This window comes from Streptomyces sannanensis (genome assembly GCF_039536205.1).
In the GTDB taxonomy this organism is placed as follows: domain Bacteria; phylum Actinomycetota; class Actinomycetes; order Streptomycetales; family Streptomycetaceae; genus Streptomyces; species Streptomyces sannanensis.
In genome coordinates this window covers 2,711,147-2,729,491 of record NZ_BAAAYL010000001.1, presented here as the reverse complement: position 1 = coordinate 2,729,491, position 18,345 = coordinate 2,711,147, and the positions used below count along the sequence as shown (strand labels likewise).

Genomic DNA, 18,345 nt, shown 5'->3' with positions numbered 1-18,345 from the left:
GCCGGGGTGGACGTGGTGTTCATCGCCGCGCCTCTCTCCGTATCCGCCGGATGTTGCTGTGCTCACCCGGGGGGCGACCCCCGGGCCCCCGGTGGCTTGCCCGGGCCGGGGTGGACGTGGTGTTCATCGCCGCGCCTCCCTCCGCATCCGCCGGATGTTGAACAGCATCACCGGGATCACCAGCAGCAACAGCAGCACGGCGATCGCGCTGCCGACGCCCAGATGCGCGTCCGTGCCGAACGACGACTGGTAGAGCTGCAGCGCCAGTACGTTCGCGTCGTCCCGGGATGAGCCCGGCGCGATGATGAAGACCAGGTCGAAGATCTTCAGTACGTTGATCATGAGGGTGACCAGGACGACCGCGAGGACCGGCGCGAGCAGCGGGACGGTGATACGGCGGAAGACCTGCCACTCGTTCGCGCCGTCGACCCGCGCCGCCTCCATCAGTTCGCGCGGCACGCTCGCCAGGCCCGCCGCGATCAGCACCATCGCGAAGCCCGCCCACATCCAGATGTACGAGCCGATGATCGCCGGGGTGACGAGGGACGGGCCGAGCCAGTCCACCCCGTTGTAGGGCTCACGGAAGTTGGACGCCGGGAGGCGGAGCAGCGCGCCGTCCGCTTTCGCGGGCAGCGTGAACGTACCGTCCGCCGCGGCCCTCGCCGAGGCGACGACCTTCCCGTCCTTGACCGCCTCGATCCTGATGCCCTTCAGGCCCAGCTCTTTCGGGTCGATGGCATTGGGCCTGCCCCCGCCGCCCTTGGTGAAGTCCAGCCAGGCGGTGCCGGTGACCTTGCCCGGCTCCGGCTTCGCCGCCGCCGCGGGCTTCGCGTCGGACGGCATCTTCGCGGGTGCCACACCGACCAGCGGCAGCTGGACCTGTGCGCCCGCGCCGACCGGCTGCTCGGTGATGAACGCCCCGCCGCCGGTCGTCTTCAGCGGGTGGACCGGCAGCGGGTGTGCCCGCGGGAAGCCCGCCGACTCGGCGAATGTGTCGTGCACGCCCACCCAGACCGCGTTGGCCACGCCCCGGTCGGGATCCTGCTCGTACACCAGCCGGAAGATGATGCCCGCGGCGAGCATCGAGATCGCCATCGGCATGAAGACGATCAGCTTGAACGCCGTGCCCCAGCGCACCCGTTCGGTGAGCACGGCGAAGATCAGTCCGAGGGTGGTCGCGACGGTCGGCGCGACCACCACCCAGATCGCGTTGTTCTTCACCGCGGTCAGGATGGAGCCGTCGGTGAAGATCTCCACGTAGTTGTCGAAGCCGGCGAAACCGCTCCCGGAGCGGTCGAGGAAGGACCGGTAGACCGAGTACCCGATCGGGTAAACCACGAGCGCGCCCAGCAGCGCCAGTGCGGGCAGCAGAAAGCCGGCCGCGACGAGCTTGCGGGTGCCGGTCACGCTCTTGCGCGTACGCCTGTCGGCGGGGGGCGCCGGGCTGCTCGCCGGGCCCCCCGCGGTCGCCGTCTTCATGGCGTCGTCAGCTCTTGTACGCCTTGGCCGCGTCGGCCTCCAGCCGCTGCTGGGTGCCCGCGATGTCCTTCGGGTTCTTCAGGAAGTCCTGCAGCGCCTTCCACTCGCCCTTGCCGGGTGTACCGCCGAACGACGCGGGTGCCTGGTCGGACATGTCGAAGCGGAAGTCGTCGCCCGCCGCGATCAGTGCCTTGGCGATGTCCCGCTGCACGTCGTTCGGGTACGCGTCGAAGGACAGCGACTTGTTGGGAGAGATGAAGCCGCCCGCCACGGCCCAGATCTTCGCCGCGTCCGGCGAGGCGAGGAAGGTCATCAGCGCCTGGGCACCCTTGGAGTCCTTCAGCGCTACGGCCACATCTCCGCCGGACACCGCGGGAGGATGCGCGTCGACCGCCGGGAACGGGAAGACCTTGGCGTCCGTGCCGATCTTCGCCTTGGTCTGTGCGATGTTGACGGCCACGAAGTCGCCCTCGAAGACCATCGCGGCCTTGGGCTGGTCACCGCCGGTGAACGTCTGCGTGACGGACTTGGGGAACTCCGTCTGGAGAGCACCGTCCGCGCCGCCCGCGATCAGGGCCGGCTTGCCGAAGAGCTCGGCCAGCGTGGTGAGGGCGTCCTTGACGGAGGGGTCGGTCCATTTGATCTTGTGCTGGGCCAGCTGGTCGTACTTCTCGGGGCCGGCCTGGGAGAGATAGACGTTCTCGAACCAGTCGGTGAGCGTCCAGCCGTCCGCCCCGCCCACCGAGACCGGGGTGACACCGGAGGCGGAGATCGTCTCGGCGGTGGCCAGGAAGTCCTTCCAGGTCTTGGGCACCTGCGCGCCGGCGTTCTCGAAGACGGCGTTGTTGTACCAGATCAGGGACTTGTTGGCGGCCTTGAAATAGACGCCGTACTGCGTGCCGTCGACCGCGCCCAGGTCCCTCCAGCCCTGAGAGTAGTTCTTGTCCAGCTGGGCCTTGGCCTCGGCGCCGACCGGTTTGGCCCACTTGTTCTCCACGGCCTGCTTGAGCGCCCCGACCTGGGGCAGCATCGCCACGTCCGGCGGCTGGCCGCCCGCGATCTTCGTACCGAGGAAGTTGACGATCGGGTCCTGCGCGGGAACGAAGGTCACCGTCGCACCGGTGCGTTTCTCGAACTCGTCCAGCACCTTGGTGAAGTTCGCCTGCTCGGGGCCCGTCCACACCGCCGCGACCTCGAGCTTCTCGCCGGGCAGCTTCGGCAGCTGGACACCGGCCGCGGGGGTCTGCGACGACGGAGTGTTGTCCTTCTTGCCTCCGCCGTCCTTGTCGTCTCTGCTGCAGCCGGCGAGGGCGAGCGATCCTAATGCGACGGCCGTCAGGACGGCCGTGCCCGAACGAAGATGTGCCCGAAGAGTTCTACGCATCACTGGCCTGTCTCTCCCGTCACGCATGGGATCGGCGCGGCCGTCTTCCGCGACTGCCGCGGTGCCGCCCTCGTCCCGTTCGATCAGTCCTACGCCCGGCGGTTGATCACCGCAATACCACGTCGGCCGCCAATGCGCCGATCGTGATGGGCTCGTGACGTGACGTCAGGGCATCAGGGAGGGCGTCGGTGCGGCGTCGACCGAGCGGGCCGCACGGTCCAGGGCGCTGGCGAGCAGGGCCAGGTCGGTCGGGCCGTTGCCCAGTTCGCGCACGGGACGGCGGGCCGGGGGATCACCCATGCGCTCCCATTCCAGGGGGACCACCGTGGGCCGCAGGGTCGCCGTGCGCGGAATCCGACCCGTCACCCGGCCACCCTGGAAGGGCGTAAGGGTGCCGTCCGGCCGATGCAGGCCGCCCCGGCCAGGCGACGGTTCCTCCGCGGCCGGGGCGGCGGGCGGCGCGTCCAGGGTGATACGCAGCCGGACCCCGCGGGCCAGCTCTGTGCCGGCCGTACGGTCCGGGCGGGCCGTCGTGGCCACCAGGTGCACCCCGAGCCGGCCGCCGTCACGGGCCACCGCCTCCAGGGCCCGTACGACCGAACCGGCCGCCGGCCGGCCCGGGCTGCCCAGCGCCGGGGCGACCAGTGCGTCGAAGTCGTCGACCAGCACGACCAGACGGGGCAGCGGCTCCGGCTCCGGCTCCTGGGTACGGGACGCGGCCGGGCGGAGCCGCAGGGTACGGCTCGGCGGCGGGTCCAGGTCGCCCCGCTGCCCCTTGGCGCCACGCGGGCCCGCCAGCCGTCCCGAGGCCTCGGCGTGCGCGTGCCACTCGGCGAAGCCGAGACCGCCCAGCAGTTCGGCGCGCCGCTTCAGCTCGGCGCCCAGCGCCTGCGCGAACTCCCGCATCCGTACCGGGTCCGAGGCCACCAGATGCGTGGACACATGCGGCAGCTCGGTGCAGGCGTGCAGCCCCTCGCCGCGCTCGCCGCCCGCGCCGTCGACGAGGACCAGGCCGAGCCGGTCCGGCCGAGCCGCGGCCGCGAGCGAGGCGACCACCGTACGCAGCAGTTCCGTACGGCCGCTGCCCGCCGGGCCCTCCACCAGCAGATGCGGGCCCTCCGCGGCCAGGTCGACGGTGACCGGTCCGTGCGAACCCGCGCCCAGCACGGCGGTGCCCTCGGCGGCCGTGGCCCAGCGGGTCATCAGGGACGCCGGAGTGGCTCTGGCCAGACCCAGCTCGTCCAGCAGCCGGGCCGACGGGGGCAGCACGGCCTGAGGACGTCCGGCGCGGGCGTCGCCCGGTGTCCGGCCCTCCGCCCTCAGCGGGGCCAGCGCCCGCGAGAAACGCTCCGCCCAGGCCGCCGACACCGCGTCCACCATGGCGACGGTGCCATGGCCCGCGGGCCGCCCGCCCGCCGTACGCAGCACCCGAAGAGCCGTTGCCACATCACCGCTCAACAGGCCGACCGCCCCGCACTCACGGAACGCCGGTGCGGCCGCGCACGCCGCCTCGTACGTTTCCGCGACCGGCGAGACGGGTGAGGCCGCGGAGGTCTCGGCGAGGCAGATCAGATGGATCCCGGCCGCCGCGCCGGCCGCCGCGAGCCGGGCCGTGGTCTCGCGCAGAGCGGCCGAGCCGGGATCGCCGTCGACTATCACCACGGTGTACGGGCCGGAGTGCCGACGGGCGGCCTCCTTGACCGCGGCATGCCCGGCGTGGGCCCAGCCGGATCCCAGTGGTCCGTCCTCCAGTCTGCGCACCAGCTCGGCCGTGCGGGCCGCGGCCTGCTCCTGGTCGTATGCCAGCAGCAGTCGGCAGTCCTGCCCGTGCCCGGGCCGTACATGCGGCAGCCAGCCCAGCCAGCCCCACTCGGCGACGCGACGGCCCGTACTGATGAGGACGATCTCCAGATCGGCGGGGGAGTGCAGCGCCGCGAGCTGTGCCACGGCCGACCGGGACAGACCGGCCAGCCGCGCCCGCGGCCCGGCCAGGCCCAGCGAGCCCACCTCGCGCAGGCCCACCGTCACCGGCACCGCGGCCAGCTCGGCGCGGTCCGCCGTGCCCAGCCGCACCGCGAGCGCCTCTGGGTGCGCGGGGCCGCGCTCCCAGAGCCGTGGGCCCGGCCCCAGCGCGGTCAGCAGCAGCGCGGCCGGATCGGGCCAGGTCTCCGGTATGGGCGCGGCGCCCGCGTGGAACTCGTCGCCCTGTGGTTCGCCGGTCGCGGGCTCCGCCCATCCTCCGGCGAGCCTTCGGGCCCAGGCTCCTATCCCGCGTCTGGGCTTGTCCGTCTGTGCCGCGCCGGGGATCCGGGTGCCTCTCGGTGGCGTGCCCTGCCGTCGCGAGGCGAGGTCCTCTTCCTGCGCCTGGGCGAAGCCGGGAGCGGTCCCGTACGTGTGGCCGGTCCTCTGCGGCGGCATGTCGGGGCCCGGGGCGCCCGCAGGGCCGTTGTCGTGCCCGGCGGTCCGGAGTCCAGGGGCGTTCCCCCACCCGTGTCCGGTCTCCTGCGGCAGATCCGTTTCCCCTCCCGAAGGGTGCCCCATGGCCGCGGGCGCACCCTCATCCCTTCGAGGGGCGGGGATTCTCCTGTGCGGCGGGGGACCGTCGGCGGGCTCGCACGCACGGGGCGCCGGGACGGACCCCGCCACGCGCGTCACCCGCAGGTGGCCCTCGCCGTCCGGGGCGAGCGGGAGCGAGGGGACCGGTGCGCCGGGAGTGAGGCGCAGGGCCGACTCGCCGATGCGGAGCAGGGCGCCCGGGGCCAGCCGGACCGGGCGTTCGCCCACGTCCGTGCCGTCGATCGTGGTGCCGTTCGTGGAGCCCAGGTCGGCCACCGCGACCCGGCCGTCGTCCGTGAGCGTCACCGCGCAGTGCAGCCGGGACACATCCGGGTCGTCCAGTGGCACGTCGGCGTCGGCGGAGCGCCCGATGGCGATACGGCCGCCGTGCAGCAGATGCACGCCGCCCGCGTCGGGGCCGGAGACCACATGCAGCCGGGCAGCGGAGGTGTGGCCGTCGGGGGCGGCGTCCTCCATCGGTACCTGGAGCGACAGCACCGCGCCGTCGACCAGCGGCGGCTCGCCCAGCGCGGAGCGCTGTGCGTCGAGCCGCTCCCGTCCGGCGTACAGCACCACCGGTCCCGACGAGGACGCGTCGGGACCGGAGACCGCCGAGGCCAGACCGGACGCGACGGTGGCCAGAGCCGTCCCGGCCGGTGCCGTGACGAGGACATCGCAGGCCTGCCCCGGCCCGGCGTGGCCGGAGCGGGGCGCGAGGACGGTCAGCCGGATCTGCATCGCCGTCGGCGGTCCCTTCTGCGCGGGGTGCCCGGCAGGGGGATCCGCCCTGTGGTTCCCCCCACCCGGCACGCACTTCGTGCTGAGGGCATCCTCGCACCTGCCACTGACAACATGCCCGCCGCCAACCGTTGAATGATCTTGATTGGTCGGCTCTGGGTGCAAAAGTTCCGGCAAAAGTCCCGGTCCGGGACAGTCCGGCAACCATCGCCGCAGCACATGCGTCTTTTCCTCGAACAGCTGGACGCATGACCCGCGGTGCATGACCCACCGGCCTTACAGTGGTCGGAAAACCATGAGAACCATCCAGTGAGTCAGATCAGCAGGGAGCGCATGACGTGCGGCCGGTAGGCAGCAAGTACCTCCTCGAGGAGCCGCTCGGACGCGGCGCCACGGGCACCGTCTGGCGTGCCCGCCACGCCGCAGAGCCCGGCGAGATCGTCGCGATCAAGGTCCTCAAGGAGGAGCTGGCGAACGACGCGGACGTCGTGATGCGTTTCCTCCGTGAGCGCTCCGTACTGCTCCGCCTGACGCACCCCAACATCGTGCGGACCCGTGACCTGGTCGTCGAGGGCGATCTGCTCGCGCTCGTCATGGACTTGGTCGACGGCCCCGATCTGCACCACTACATCCGCGACAACGGTCCGTTCACCCCGGTTGCGGCGGCCCTGCTCACCGCGCAGATCGCCGACGCGCTCGCCGCCAGCCACGCGGACGGTGTCGTGCACCGCGACCTCAAGCCCGCGAACGTGCTGCTGCGCAGCGACGGCGACCAGATGCACCCGATGCTGACCGACTTCGGCATCGCGCGCCTTGCCGACTCCCCGGGTCTGACCCGCACGCACGAGTTCGTCGGCACGCCCGCGTACGTCGCCCCGGAGTCCGCCGAGGGCCGCCCGCAGACCTCCGCCGTCGACGTCTACGGCGCCGGCATCATGCTGTACGAACTGGTCACCGGCCGTCCGCCGTTCGCCGGGGGCACGGCGCTCGAGGTGCTGCACCGGCACCTCAGCGAGGAGCCGCGCCGCCCCACGACCGTCCCCGAACCTCTGTGGACGGTCATAGAGCGCTGTCTGCGCAAGGAGCCGGGCGAGCGCCCCAGCGCCGAGAACCTCGCCCGCGCCCTGCGCGTGGTCGCCGCGGGCACCGGTGTGCACGCCACCGCGGCCCAGGTGGAGGCCGCGGACGGCGTCGGCGCGCTGCTCGACCCCGACCCGGCACCCGCGACGGTCCCGGCCCCGGACCTGCCACAGGTACCGGGCGCGGCGGACCCGACCCAGGTGCTGCCGACGAATTCCGCCAACGCGGCCGCGTACGACCCGAACGGCGCGACCAGTGTGCTCCCGCAGACCGGCGCGGCCGACCCGACGTCGGTCATGCCGCCCGTGTCCGCGCAGCAGCCGGACCAGCCGCACCCCTGGCAGACCCAGCTGCGGGCGGCCCGCGAGCGCAATGAGCAGACCCAGATCCAGTACCTCGACCCGAGCGAGGACCCGCTGCTGCGGCGTCCGCAGCGGCAGGCGCCGCAGCAGCCGCCCCGCCCGCCGCAGGCGTATCAGCAGCCCCAGCAGCCTCAGCGGCCCCAACAGCGTCGGCCTCAGCCTCAGCCCCAGCGGTACCCGCAGCAGCAGCCTCAGCAGCAGCGGTACGCCCCCCCGCCCCCGCAGCAGTACGCGCCCCAGCCGTACCAGCAGCCCCAGGCGTCCCAGCCGTACCAGCAGCCCCAGGCACCTCAGGCGCCCCGGCAGCCCGCACCCCGCCCGGCGCGCGAGCCCCGTGAGCCGCGGCGGCGCAGCGCCAACCCCATGCACATCCCGGGACTGGGCTGCCTCAAGGGCTGCCTCTTCACGGTCGTTCTGCTCTTCGTCGCCGGCTGGCTCATCTGGGAGCTGACCCCCCTTCAGGACTGGGTCGCCCAGGGCAAGAGCTACTGGCAGGCCATCGGCGACGCCATCTCGGCCGTCACCGACTGGATCTCGGAACTCGGCGGGAGCTCCGGCAGCACCGGCAAGTAGCGACTGGGTCGACAAGTCGACTTCCAAGGGGTGAATCGGCCTGCCGATGTGAAGGCGGGCCCCGGACCCGCGTAGGTTTGTCGACCGGAGAGCCAGCCGCAGCCGCTGAGGGAGCAGTCTTGGCACGGAAGATCGGCAGCCGCTACACCGCCCACCAGATCCTGGGGCGCGGCAGCGCGGGCACGGTGTGGCTGGGCGAGGGCCCCGAAGGGCCCGTCGCCATCAAGCTGCTGCGTGAAGACCTCGCGTCGGACCAGGAACTGGTGGGCCGCTTCGTACAGGAGCGCACCGCTCTGCTCGGACTCGAGCACCCGAACGTCGTCGGTGTACGCGACCTCGTCGTGGACGGCAACGACCTGGCCCTGGTCATGGACCTGGTCCGCGGCACGGATCTGCGTACCCGCGTCGACCGCGAGCGCCGCCTCGCCCCCGAGGCGGCCGTGGCGATCGTCGCCGATGTCGCGGACGGTCTGGCCGCCGCGCACGCCGCCGGGATCGTGCACCGCGACGTCAAGCCCGAGAACATCCTTCTCGACATGCAGGGCCCGATCGGCCCGGGCGGGTCCCATCCCGCTCTGCTCACCGACTTCGGCGTCGCCAAGCTGATCGACACCCCGCGGCGCGCCAAGGCACTGCGCCCCGCGGGAGGACATCCCCCGAACTCCCCGGGCATCATCGGCACGCCCGACTACATCGCCCCCGAGATCGTCGAGGGCCTGCCCCCGCGCGCGGCCGTCGACATCTACGCCCTCGCCACGGTCCTGTACGAACTCCTGGCGGGCTTCACCCCGTTCGGCGGCGGCCACCCCGGCGCCGTACTGCGCCGCCATGTCACCGAGACCGTCGTACCGCTCCCCGGCATCCCGGAGGAGCTGTGGCAGCTGATCGTCCAGTGCCTGGCCAAGGCCCCGGCGTCCCGGCTGCGCGCCTCGGAGCTGTCCGTCCGGCTGCGCGAGCAGCTCCCGCTCCTCGCCGGCATGCCCCCGCTGGACGTCGACGAGCCCGACGCGGAGGAGCCCGGGGAGCCCCGGTACGACGAGATCCCGTACCCCACGGTCCCGAACGAGCCCCGCCGCCGCGGCGCCGTCCCGCTGGTCCCCGGCTCGGCCGGCCCCGACTCCAACCGGGACACCCACACCAGCATGCGCGTCCCGGCCCCCGACGAGCTCGCGGGCGGCGCGCACGGCACCGCCCGCGCCCCGCGGATCCCCGGCGAGCGCCGCCCCGGTTCGGCCCGCCACCGCGCCGAGGCCATCCGTAAACGGCGCATCACCCTCGGCGTCGCGGCGCTCGCGCTGGCCGCGGCGATCGGCATCGGCGGCCGGCTCGCCTCGTCGGACGACGACACGACCCCGACACCGCGGGACGGCAACAACTCCGCGCCGGCCGCGCCCTGACCTGACGGCCAAGGGGGTCTCCGGCCGATCATGCCGGACTTGCGGCGCCCTGCGGCTTCGTCTCTTCCCCGTGGCCCTTCGGGCACGGGTGGTGACACCGGCGTTGTCATCGGTCGCCGATGTCCCCCAGCTACCTCCCCCTGCCGCTGGGGGTGCCCCCACCGCATGCGTGGACAGCAGCCGCTCCGCGGCGGGCCTCCCTCCACCCTGGATCCGAAGCTGCATGCGCGCACACCAGCCGCTCCGCGGCGGGCCTCCCTCCACCCTGGATCCGAAGCTGCATGCGCGCACACCAGCCGCTCCGCGGCGGGCGCTCGCCGATCCAGTTCGATCCGTCGGACGCCCCCTAACCCACCAGATCCGGGTGGTGGCGCCCGGCGACCTCCGGGTGGGCGCGGACCCAGCCCTTGAGCTCGTTGAACCCGTACTGGGCGTGCAGCGGGTTCGACTCGTCGTGTGCGACGCCCGGAGCATGCGGCAGATAGCCGCCCGGCACCGTCTCGATCACCGCGTCGAGGCGCGGGTTGTAGAAGAAGGGGACGGAGAACCGCTCCACGGCACCGGGCGGGCTGACCACTCGGTGGTCGGTCGCCGTGAGATACCCCTCAGTGGCGATCTCCAGCAGCTCGCCCAGATTGACGACGAACGCCCCCGGCAGCGGCGGCACATCCAGGAAACCGTCGTCCATCCGCACCTGGAGGCCGCCGACGCCGTCCTGCAGCAGCAGGGTCAGGAAGCCGTAGTCCTTGTGCGCGCCCACGCCCTGGTCCTCGCCGGTGGGTGCGGATCCGGGGTAGCGGACGAGTTTGGTGTGCAGATGCGGGCGCTCGGCGAAGGCCGCGTCGAAGAAGTCCTCCGGGGCCCCGATCGAGGCCAGCAGCTCCTTCAGCAGCCGGTGTGCCACCGCCGCCAGCCGTTGCTGCCAGTCCAGCACGACCGTACGCAGCTCGGGCAGCGCTTCGGGCCACTGGTTGGGGCCCTCCAGCCACAGATATGCCGGATCGTCCGGGCCGACGACGGGCGCGGGTCGCTCGGCGCCCACATCGAGCTGGTCACGCCAGTCGGAACGGCCGCCCGTCAGCTCATGGCCGATGTGCGTGTAGCCACGGAAGTACGGGGAGTTCAGATTGCTGATCGCCAGCCGGTCTGCCTCGGGCAGAGTGAAGAACTCCCTGGTCACGGCGAGGATCCGGGCGGTCTCCTCGGCGCTGACGCCATGCCCGGTGAGATGGAAGAAGCCGGTGCCGTGGGCGGCGGCGTGCAGCTCCTGCCGGAACGCCTCCCGCGTCGCGGGGTCATCGGCGCGGGACAGATCTATGACGGGCAGAGAAGTGGGAGCAGGGCTGAGCGTGGACGGCATGACGGTTCCGTTTCTGGTGTACGGAGGCCCTGTCCCCGGCGATGGCGGGGACGGCGGGGAGGGAGAACCGTCGGCAGGGTGAGCCGAGGACCGTGAAGGGACCGCAGACAGGGCCTGTGCGGCAGCGAGGGAGACGAAGCGGGAATCAGCCCTGCGGCAGACAGCTCATGGTCGTGACGCGCATGTAGTCCACATGGCGGCGCATCACGAGAAGAGTCATGTCTCGACTGTACGCCGGGCCCTCCCGGACCGTCCGGGAGACCTTCGCCACACAGGCCGGGGAAGGTACGGCCCGACAGCCGTTACGCTGGACGCGTGGCAGTCGTCGACGTATCCGAAGAGCTGAAGTCCCTCTCCTCGACCATGGGGTCGATCGAGGCCGTTCTGGACCTCGAGAAGCTGAGGGCAGACATCGCCGTGCTCGAGGAGCAGGCGGCCGCACCGTCCCTGTGGGACGACCCCGAGGCGGCACAGAAGATCACCAGCAGGCTTTCGCACCTCCAGACCGAGGTCCGCAAGACGGAGGCACTCCGCGCGCGGATCGACGATCTGGGCGTGCTCTTCGAGCTGGCCGAGATGGAGGACGACGCGGATACCCGCGCCGAGGCCGAGGTCGAGCTGGGGTCCGTGAGGAAGGCGCTGGACGAGATGGAGGTCCGTACCCTCCTGTCCGGCGAGTACGACGAGCGCGAGGCGCTCGTCAACATCCGTGCCGAGGCCGGCGGCGTGGACGCCTCCGACTTCGCGGAGCGCCTGCAGCGCATGTACCTGCGCTGGGCGGAGCGTCACGGCTACTCCACCGAGGTCTACGAGACCTCGTACGCGGAGGAGGCCGGCATCAAGTCGACCACCTTCGTCGTGAAGGCCCCGTACGCCTACGGCACGCTCTCCGTCGAACAGGGCACGCACCGCCTGGTCCGTATCTCGCCCTTCGACAACCAGGGCCGCCGCCAGACGTCCTTCGCCGGCGTCGAGGTGCTCCCGGTCGTCGAGCAGTCCGACCATGTCGAGATCGACGAGTCCGAGCTGCGCATCGACGTGTACCGCGCCTCCGGCCCCGGCGGCCAGGGCGTCAACACCACAGACTCCGCGGTGCGCATCACGCATATTCCGACCGGCATCGTGGTCTCCTGCCAGAACGAGCGCTCCCAGATCCAGAACAAGGCGAGCGCCATGAACGTCCTCCAGTCGAAGCTGCTGGAGCGGCGCCGCCAGGAGGAGCAGGCCAAGATGGACGCCCTCAAGGGCGACGGTGGCAACTCCTGGGGCAACCAGATGCGTTCGTACGTCCTCCACCCGTACCAGATGGTCAAGGACCTGCGTACGGAGTTCGAGGTCGGCAACCCGCAGTCCGTGCTCGACGGCGAGATCGACGGCTTCCTCGAAGCGGGCATCCGCTGGCGGAAGCAGCAGGAGAAGTAGGGCGTTCGCGGGTGTCCTGCGAGAGGAACATCCAGCACGGCCTCGAAGCGGGCATCCGCTGGCGGAAGCAGCAGGAGAAGTAGGGCGTTCGCGGGTGTCCTGCGAGAGGAACATCCAGCACGGCCTCGAAGCGGGCATCCGCTGGCGGAAGCAGCAGGAGAAGTAGGGCGTTCGCGGGTGTCCTGCGAGAGGAACATCCAGCACGGCCTCGAAGCGGGCATCCGCTGGCGGAAGCAGCAGGAGAAGTAGGGCGTTCGCGGATGCCTTGCGAGAGGAACATCCAGCACGGCCTCCAGGCCGGAATTCGCCGGCGCAAGCAGCAGGAGAAGTAAGCGAACGGCGCTTTGTCGACAAGGAAACTGCCGCCCCGAGGGCGGCAGTTCCTTTTTTCTTCGGCCAACTCCGATCAATCCGGGCATTGCTCGCGCAACGTTCTTGACGCGCACCTGGAAAGTCGGGAGGGTTGTGTGAGGCATGCGTATCTCTGGGGCGTGTGCGGCCGGGGGGATGTACGCGTACGTGTGACGCCCCTCTCGTAGCTGCCGCCTCTGACGCTGCTCCATTGACGAGATCGGCTACTGGGGGTAGCAGGCAATGAGCAACAAGACGCGCGTCCGTTTCGCGCGCATAGCCGCCGGGACACTCATCCTCGCCGGCGCGTCCCTGACCGCCGCGGGCGCGGCGCAGGCCGCCGGCTTCGGTGCCGGCGCCGTGACCATGGACGCCGGGCTCGGCGTCGGCGGCGAGGACGGCGACAACTCCGGCGACCCCGGCGGCGTCGACACCGGCGGCACCGGTAACGACGGCGGCACCGGTAACGACGGTGGTGCGGGCAACGACGGTGGTGCGGGCAACGACGGTGGTGCCGGTAACGACGGTGGTGCGGGCAACGACGGTGGTGCCGGTAACGACGGTGGTGCGGGCAACGACGGTGGTGCCGGTAACGACGGTGGTGCGGGCAACGACGGTGGTGCCGGTAACGACGGTGGTGCGGGCAACGACGGTGGTGCCGGTAACGACGGTGGTGCCGGTAACGACGGTGGTGCCGGTAACGACGGTGGTGCCGGTAACGACGGTGGTGCCGGTAACGACGGTGGTGCCGGTAACGACGGCGGCAACGGGAACGGCTCCGGCGGCAACGGGAACGGCTCCGGCGGTAACGGGAACGGCTCCGGCGGTAACGGCGGTAGCAACGGCAACGGGAACGGCTCCGGCGGTAACGGCGGTAGCAACGGCAACGGGAATGGCTCCGGCGGCAACGGCAGCGGCTCCGTGACCGGTGGGGGCAACGGAGGTTCCTCCGCCACCGGCGCCACCACCACTACCGGCGGCGGCGACAACAGCAACACCTGCACCGTCGACCTCGACAGCATCAGCTGCACCGACAACAACCCCAACACCAACAACGTCGGCTCTCACCCGGTCGCGCAGGGTGCCGTCAAGGAGGAGCTCGCCGAGACCGGCGCCGGGGAGACCACGTTCCTGGTGGTCGGCGCCGCGACGATGATCGCCGGCGGTATCGCCTTCCGGGTCCTGCCGCGCCTGGCGGTCGGCGGCCGCACCGCCGCGTAAGCGGTCGCGTACGCACAGAAACGCCCGGGGTGCCGACGGCACCCCGGGCGTTTTCGCGTATGCCTAGACGGTCTGGTGGGCCAGCAGGGCCACCGCCGCGATCAGCACCACCAGCAGCACGAGCAGCGCCGCCGGGCTGAGGCCTCCGAAGGGTCCCTCCTGCTGGAGCCGCTCCCGGTTGGCCCGGCAGACCGGGCATCTGCCCTCGCTGACGGGGGCCGCGCAGTTGGCGCACACCAATCGGTCATAGGTCATGCGCTCTCCTCCTCCCGCGCGGCGGAGCCGCAAACCGTTTCTCGCGGAACCGCAACGTTCACTCCGCACAACGCTCAGGGCAACGCAACCGTTCCCCCTCCCACTGTGCCAGCTCGGGAGGGATTCGGCGCGCCCCGCCGGGATCCCGGGCTCGGCTTGTGCGTACAGTTACGGGATCCATACGGGATGAAACGGTCAACCCGGGACGCGAACTGCGCGCGCCATCCTCATTCGCGTATGGTCACGCACACCTACTCCCGGCCGACCGTGGTGCATCCGTGATCCGATTCGACAACGTCTCCAAGACCTATCCCAAGCAGAACCGTCCCGCCCTGCGTGACGTCTCCCTCGAGATCGAGAAGGGGGAATTCGTCTTCCTGGTGGGCTCGTCCGGTTCCGGCAAGTCGACCTTCCTGCGGCTGATCCTCCGTGAGGAGCGCGCCAGTCATGGCCAGGTGCACGTCCTCGGCAAGGACTTGGCGCGCCTGTCCAACTGGAAGGTGCCGCACATGCGCCGCCAGTTGGGCACGGTCTTCCAGGACTTCCGTCTCCTCCCCAACAAGACCGTTGCGGAGAACGTCGCCTTCGCCCAGGAGGTCATCGGCAAGCCGCGCGGCGAGATCCGCAAGGCCGTGCCCCAGGTGCTCGACCTGGTCGGCCTCGGCGGCAAGGAGGACCGAAGGCCCGGCGAGCTCTCCGGTGGTGAGCAGCAGCGGGTGGCGATCGCGCGGGCCTTCGTCAACCGCCCGATGCTGCTGATCGCCGACGAGCCGACCGGCAACCTCGACCCGCAGACCTCCGTCGGCATCATGAAGCTGCTGGACCGCATCAACAGGACCGGTACGACTGTGCTGATGGCGACCCACGACCAGAACATCGTCGACCAGATGCGCAAGCGCGTCATCGAGCTCGAAGGCGGCCGTCTCGTCCGCGACCAGGCGCGCGGCGTCTACGGCTACCAGCACTGAGGAAAGGCTGAAAAGCACGCGATGCGCGCTCAGTTCGTCATGTCGGAGATCGGCGTCGGTCTCCGCCGCAACCTCACGATGACCTTCGCCGTCATCGTCTCGGTCGCCCTCTCGCTCGCCCTCTTCGGCGGCGCGCTGCTCATGCGCGAGCAGGTGAGCTCGATGAAGGGCTACTGGTACGACAAGGTCAACGTCTCCATCTTCCTCTGCAACAAGAACGACGCCGAGAGCGGTGGCTCCCGGTGTTCGAAGGGTGCGGTCACCCCGCAGCAGATGGAGGAGATCGAGGCCGATCTCAAGAAGATGGACATCGTCAAGCAAGTCCATCACGAGACGGCCGACGAGGCGTTCAGTCACTACCAGGAGCAGTACGGGAAGACCCCGGTCGCGGGCTACATCACCCCGGACCAGATGCAGGAGTCGTTCCGGGTCAAGCTCGACGACCCGCAGAAGTACCAGGTCGTCGCCACCGCGTTCGCGGGCCGGGCGGGCGTGGAGTCCGTCCAGGACCAGCGCGAAACCCTGGAGCCGCTCTTCGAGATGATGAACGGCATGAACATGGCCGCGCTCGCGGTCATGGCCCTGATGCTTCTGATCGCGCTGATGCTGATCGTCAACACGGTGCGTGTCTCGGCGTTCAGCCGTCGTCGTGAAACGGGCATCATGCGGCTGGTCGGCGCGTCCAGCTTCTACATCCAGATGCCGTTCATCATGGAGGCCGCCGTCGCCGGCGCGATCGGCGGAGTGGTCGCCTGCGGAATGCTGCTGCTGGGCCGGTACTTCCTGATCGACCACGGTGTGGCGCTCGCCGACAAGATCCACACCGTCGACTTCCTGGGCTGGGACGCGGTGATCACCAAGATGCCGCTGATTCTTGTGATCAGTCTGCTGATGCCCGCGCTTGCCGCTCTTGTGGCGCTGCGCAAGTACCTGAAGGTGTGACGTGCACTCCGGATGCCCTGCGGTCAACGGGCCGTACGGCGTCCGGGGGTTGGCCTAGACTCACCGCCATGTCAGGTCCGGATTTCTGTGCCAGGCCCCGCCGGATCCGCCGTGGGGCGGCCCTGACGTTGGTCTTCGTGAGCGTGCTCGCCACCGCGGCGGCCACCGACTCCCTCCCGCGCGCCGACGCGAAAACGCCGGGCGACACCGAATGGGCCGCGGTCACCGGCCGTGAGGCCGTCGCCCGGGCCGCCGCCGAGGCGATCGCCGACGGCAAGTCCGGCACAGAGGCCGCCGAGGAGGCCGTCAGCCGCAGCGGCGACCGCTGGGGCGCGGTGTACGACAAGGACGAGTACGAGCGCTTCGAGCAGGCCCTCGACGGCCAGTACACCGGCGTCGGCCTGTGGGCCAGACGCGCCGCCGACGGCCGTGTCGAGGTCGCAAGGGTCCAGACCGGCGGACCCGCCGCGCGGGCCGGGATCAGAGCGGGTGACCGGCTGCTCACGGTCGACGGCCGCGGCATCGGGAAGCGTCCCGTCACCGAGACCGTCGCGCTGCTGCGCGGCACGGCCGGCAGCCGTGTCCTCCTCGGCCTCGAACGGGCCGGACACTCCTGGACCGCGACCCTCCGCCGGGCCCGGCTGACCACCGAGGCGGTCACCGTCGAGCGGCTCGGCGGCGACACCGTCCTCATCAAGGTCTCCTCCTTCACCCGTGGCACCGGCCGGCGGGTCCGCGACGCCGTACGCGGCGCCCCGGCCGGCGCCGGAGTCCTCCTCGACCTGCGCGGCAACGCCGGCGGGCTGGTCACCGAGGCCGTCACAGCGGCCTCCGCCTTCCTCGACGGAGGCCTCGTCGCCACCTACGACGTCGACGGAGAACAACGCGCCCTGTACGCGGAGTCCGGCGGGGACACTGCCAGACCCCTGGTCGCGCTCATCGACGGCGGCACGATGAGCGCGGCCGAGCTGCTCACCGGCGCTCTGCAGGACCGCGGCCGCGCCGTCACGGTCGGCTCGCGCACCTTCGGCAAGGGGGCGGTCCAGATGCCCAGCCGCCTCCCGGACGGCTCGGTCGCCGAGCTCACCGTCGGCCACTACCGCACCCCCGCCGGTCACAGCGTCGACGGCCGGGGCATCGCGCCGGACGTCCCTGTGGGCGAGGGAGCCGAGGAGCGGGCCCGGACAGTATTGAGTGGCCTCGGAACCGGCTCGTAGTGCGAAAATGACGGCACTATGGCAAAGGAAAAAGGGCGCAAGCTCATCGCGCAGAACAAGAAGGCGCGGCACGACTACCACATCCTCGACACCTACGAGTGCGGGCTCGTGCTGATGGGTACCGAGGTCAAGTCGCTGCGTCAGGGGCGGGCCTCGCTCGTGGACGGGTTCGTCCAGATCGACGGCCACGAGGCGTGGCTGCACAACGTGCACGTCCCTGAGTACAGCCAGGGCACATGGACCAACCACAGCGCGCGGCGCAAGCGGAAGCTGCTGCTGCACCGCGAGGAGATCGACAAGCTCGAGTCCAAGTCCCAGGAGACGGGTCACACGATCGTGCCCCTGTCCCTGTACTTCAAGGACGGCCGGGCCAAGGTCGAGATCGCCCTGGCGAAGGGCAAGAAGGAGTACGACAAGCGGCAGACCCTGCGCGAGAAGCAGGACCGGCGCGAGGCGGACCGTGCGATGTCGGCGGTGCGACGGCGTCAGCGCGGGTAGGAATGCACTGGCATCGTCGTGCGTCGGTCACGTACGATGGCTCTGCGCCTCGGAGCAGGTGCATGTTTTGAAAAATCAACATGGGGATGATCGGTTTCGACAGCGGATGTCGAAGCAGGGGAAGCGTGTCGAGGAAGCGGCAATGATCTCGTAAACCATATGTCGCAACCAATAATCGCCAACTCCAAGCGCGATAACTCCGAAGCCTTCGCCCTCGCTGCCTGATCGCAGCCTGAGCGAACCTTCATTCATGGAGCGTCAGCCCGGGGGTGTTCCCGACCCGGTTCCTGACGTCAGCTAGGGAACTAAACCTCTAGGCCCGGTCACGGGGCCCGGAGGGAAATCAAACAGTGACTGAGCCCGTCGGAGACTTGTCCGCGTGATCTCCGGGGCTGAGAAAATCGCAGCGGACTGCACACGGAGAAGCCCTGGTTCTGCACCGTTGGACGCGGGTTCGATTCCCGCCATCTCCACTCATCCCATGTGTGACAAGGCCCGACAGCTACGGCTGCCGGGCCTTCGTCGTGTGCGCCCAGCATGGG

Annotated in this window: 13 protein-coding genes and 1 other RNA gene; 9 read left to right on the top strand and 5 right to left on the bottom strand. The window is 70.7% G+C overall.

Annotated features, from left to right (window positions below; translation table 11 throughout):
* Window positions 1-123: 123 nt before the first annotated feature.
* The 3 genes from ABD858_RS12805 to ABD858_RS12795 all read right to left on the bottom strand — a co-directional run bounded on the left by ABD858_RS12805 (window position 124) and on the right by ABD858_RS12795 (window position 6,157).
* Window positions 124-1,479: a carbohydrate ABC transporter permease gene (locus tag ABD858_RS12805; protein WP_345036744.1), complete on the bottom strand. Its 1,356-nt coding sequence runs from the start codon at window positions 1,477-1,479 to the stop codon at window positions 124-126.
* A gap of 7 nt (window positions 1,480-1,486) precedes the next feature.
* A complete protein-coding gene (locus tag ABD858_RS12800) occupies window positions 1,487-2,863 on the bottom strand; it encodes an ABC transporter substrate-binding protein (RefSeq protein ID WP_345036742.1) in 1,377 nt (458 codons plus the stop codon).
* A 165-nt stretch (window positions 2,864-3,028) separates the two neighbouring features.
* Window positions 3,029-6,157 carry an FtsK/SpoIIIE domain-containing protein gene (locus tag ABD858_RS12795; protein ID WP_345036740.1) on the bottom strand — a complete coding sequence of 1,043 codons (3,129 nt, stop codon included), beginning with the start codon at window positions 6,155-6,157 and terminating at the stop codon, window positions 3,029-3,031.
* 338 nt (window positions 6,158-6,495) lie between these two features.
* On the opposite strand from ABD858_RS12795, the gene ABD858_RS12790 reads away from it, so the two are divergent.
* Window positions 6,496-8,172, top strand: a complete 1,677-nt coding sequence (locus ABD858_RS12790; RefSeq protein ID WP_345036738.1) for a serine/threonine-protein kinase — start codon at window positions 6,496-6,498, stop codon at window positions 8,170-8,172.
* A gap of 119 nt (window positions 8,173-8,291) precedes the next feature.
* A complete protein-coding gene (locus tag ABD858_RS12785) occupies window positions 8,292-9,569 on the top strand; it encodes a serine/threonine-protein kinase (protein ID WP_345036735.1) in 1,278 nt (425 codons plus the stop codon).
* Window positions 9,570-9,915: 346 nt separating this feature from the next.
* On the opposite strand, the gene ABD858_RS12780 is transcribed toward ABD858_RS12785, so the two are convergent.
* A complete protein-coding gene (locus ABD858_RS12780) occupies window positions 9,916-10,929 on the bottom strand; it encodes an isopenicillin N synthase family dioxygenase (RefSeq protein ID WP_345036733.1) in 1,014 nt (337 codons plus the stop codon).
* A gap of 315 nt (window positions 10,930-11,244) precedes the next feature.
* Between ABD858_RS12780 and prfB the strand changes: the two genes are divergently transcribed.
* Both prfB and ABD858_RS12770 read left to right on the top strand, forming a co-directional pair.
* A complete protein-coding gene (prfB, locus tag ABD858_RS12775) occupies window positions 11,245-12,351 on the top strand; it encodes a peptide chain release factor 2 (RefSeq protein WP_345036731.1) in 1,107 nt (368 codons plus the stop codon).
* Window positions 12,352-12,945: 594 nt separating this feature from the next.
* Window positions 12,946-13,923, top strand: a complete 978-nt coding sequence (locus ABD858_RS12770; RefSeq protein WP_345036729.1) for a hypothetical protein — start codon at window positions 12,946-12,948, stop codon at window positions 13,921-13,923.
* A gap of 63 nt (window positions 13,924-13,986) precedes the next feature.
* On the opposite strand, the gene ABD858_RS12765 is transcribed toward ABD858_RS12770, so the two are convergent.
* Window positions 13,987-14,178 (bottom strand): hypothetical protein, encoded by a 192-nt coding sequence (locus ABD858_RS12765; RefSeq protein WP_345036727.1) that lies wholly within the window; start codon window positions 14,176-14,178, stop codon window positions 13,987-13,989.
* Between the two features lie 278 nt (window positions 14,179-14,456).
* On the opposite strand from ABD858_RS12765, the gene ftsE reads away from it, so the two are divergent.
* The 5 genes from ftsE (at window position 14,457) to ssrA (ending at window position 18,279) form a co-directional block, all read left to right on the top strand.
* Window positions 14,457-15,146 carry a cell division ATP-binding protein FtsE gene (ftsE, locus tag ABD858_RS12760; RefSeq protein ID WP_345036725.1) on the top strand — a complete coding sequence of 230 codons (690 nt, stop codon included), beginning with the start codon at window positions 14,457-14,459 and terminating at the stop codon, window positions 15,144-15,146.
* A 21-nt stretch (window positions 15,147-15,167) separates the two neighbouring features.
* The gene (ftsX, locus tag ABD858_RS12755; RefSeq protein ID WP_345036723.1) at window positions 15,168-16,088 is read left to right on the top strand and encodes a permease-like cell division protein FtsX; all 921 of its coding nucleotides are present in this window, start codon (window positions 15,168-15,170) and stop codon (window positions 16,086-16,088) included.
* A gap of 68 nt (window positions 16,089-16,156) precedes the next feature.
* Window positions 16,157-17,305 carry a S41 family peptidase gene (locus ABD858_RS12750; protein ID WP_345036720.1) on the top strand — a complete coding sequence of 383 codons (1,149 nt, stop codon included), beginning with the start codon at window positions 16,157-16,159 and terminating at the stop codon, window positions 17,303-17,305.
* An 18-nt stretch (window positions 17,306-17,323) separates the two neighbouring features.
* Window positions 17,324-17,803 carry an SsrA-binding protein SmpB gene (smpB, locus tag ABD858_RS12745; RefSeq protein WP_345036718.1) on the top strand — a complete coding sequence of 160 codons (480 nt, stop codon included), beginning with the start codon at window positions 17,324-17,326 and terminating at the stop codon, window positions 17,801-17,803.
* Window positions 17,804-17,885: 82 nt separating this feature from the next.
* Window positions 17,886-18,279, top strand: a transfer-messenger RNA (tmRNA) gene (gene ssrA / locus ABD858_RS12740).
* Window positions 18,280-18,345 lie beyond the last annotated feature (66 nt).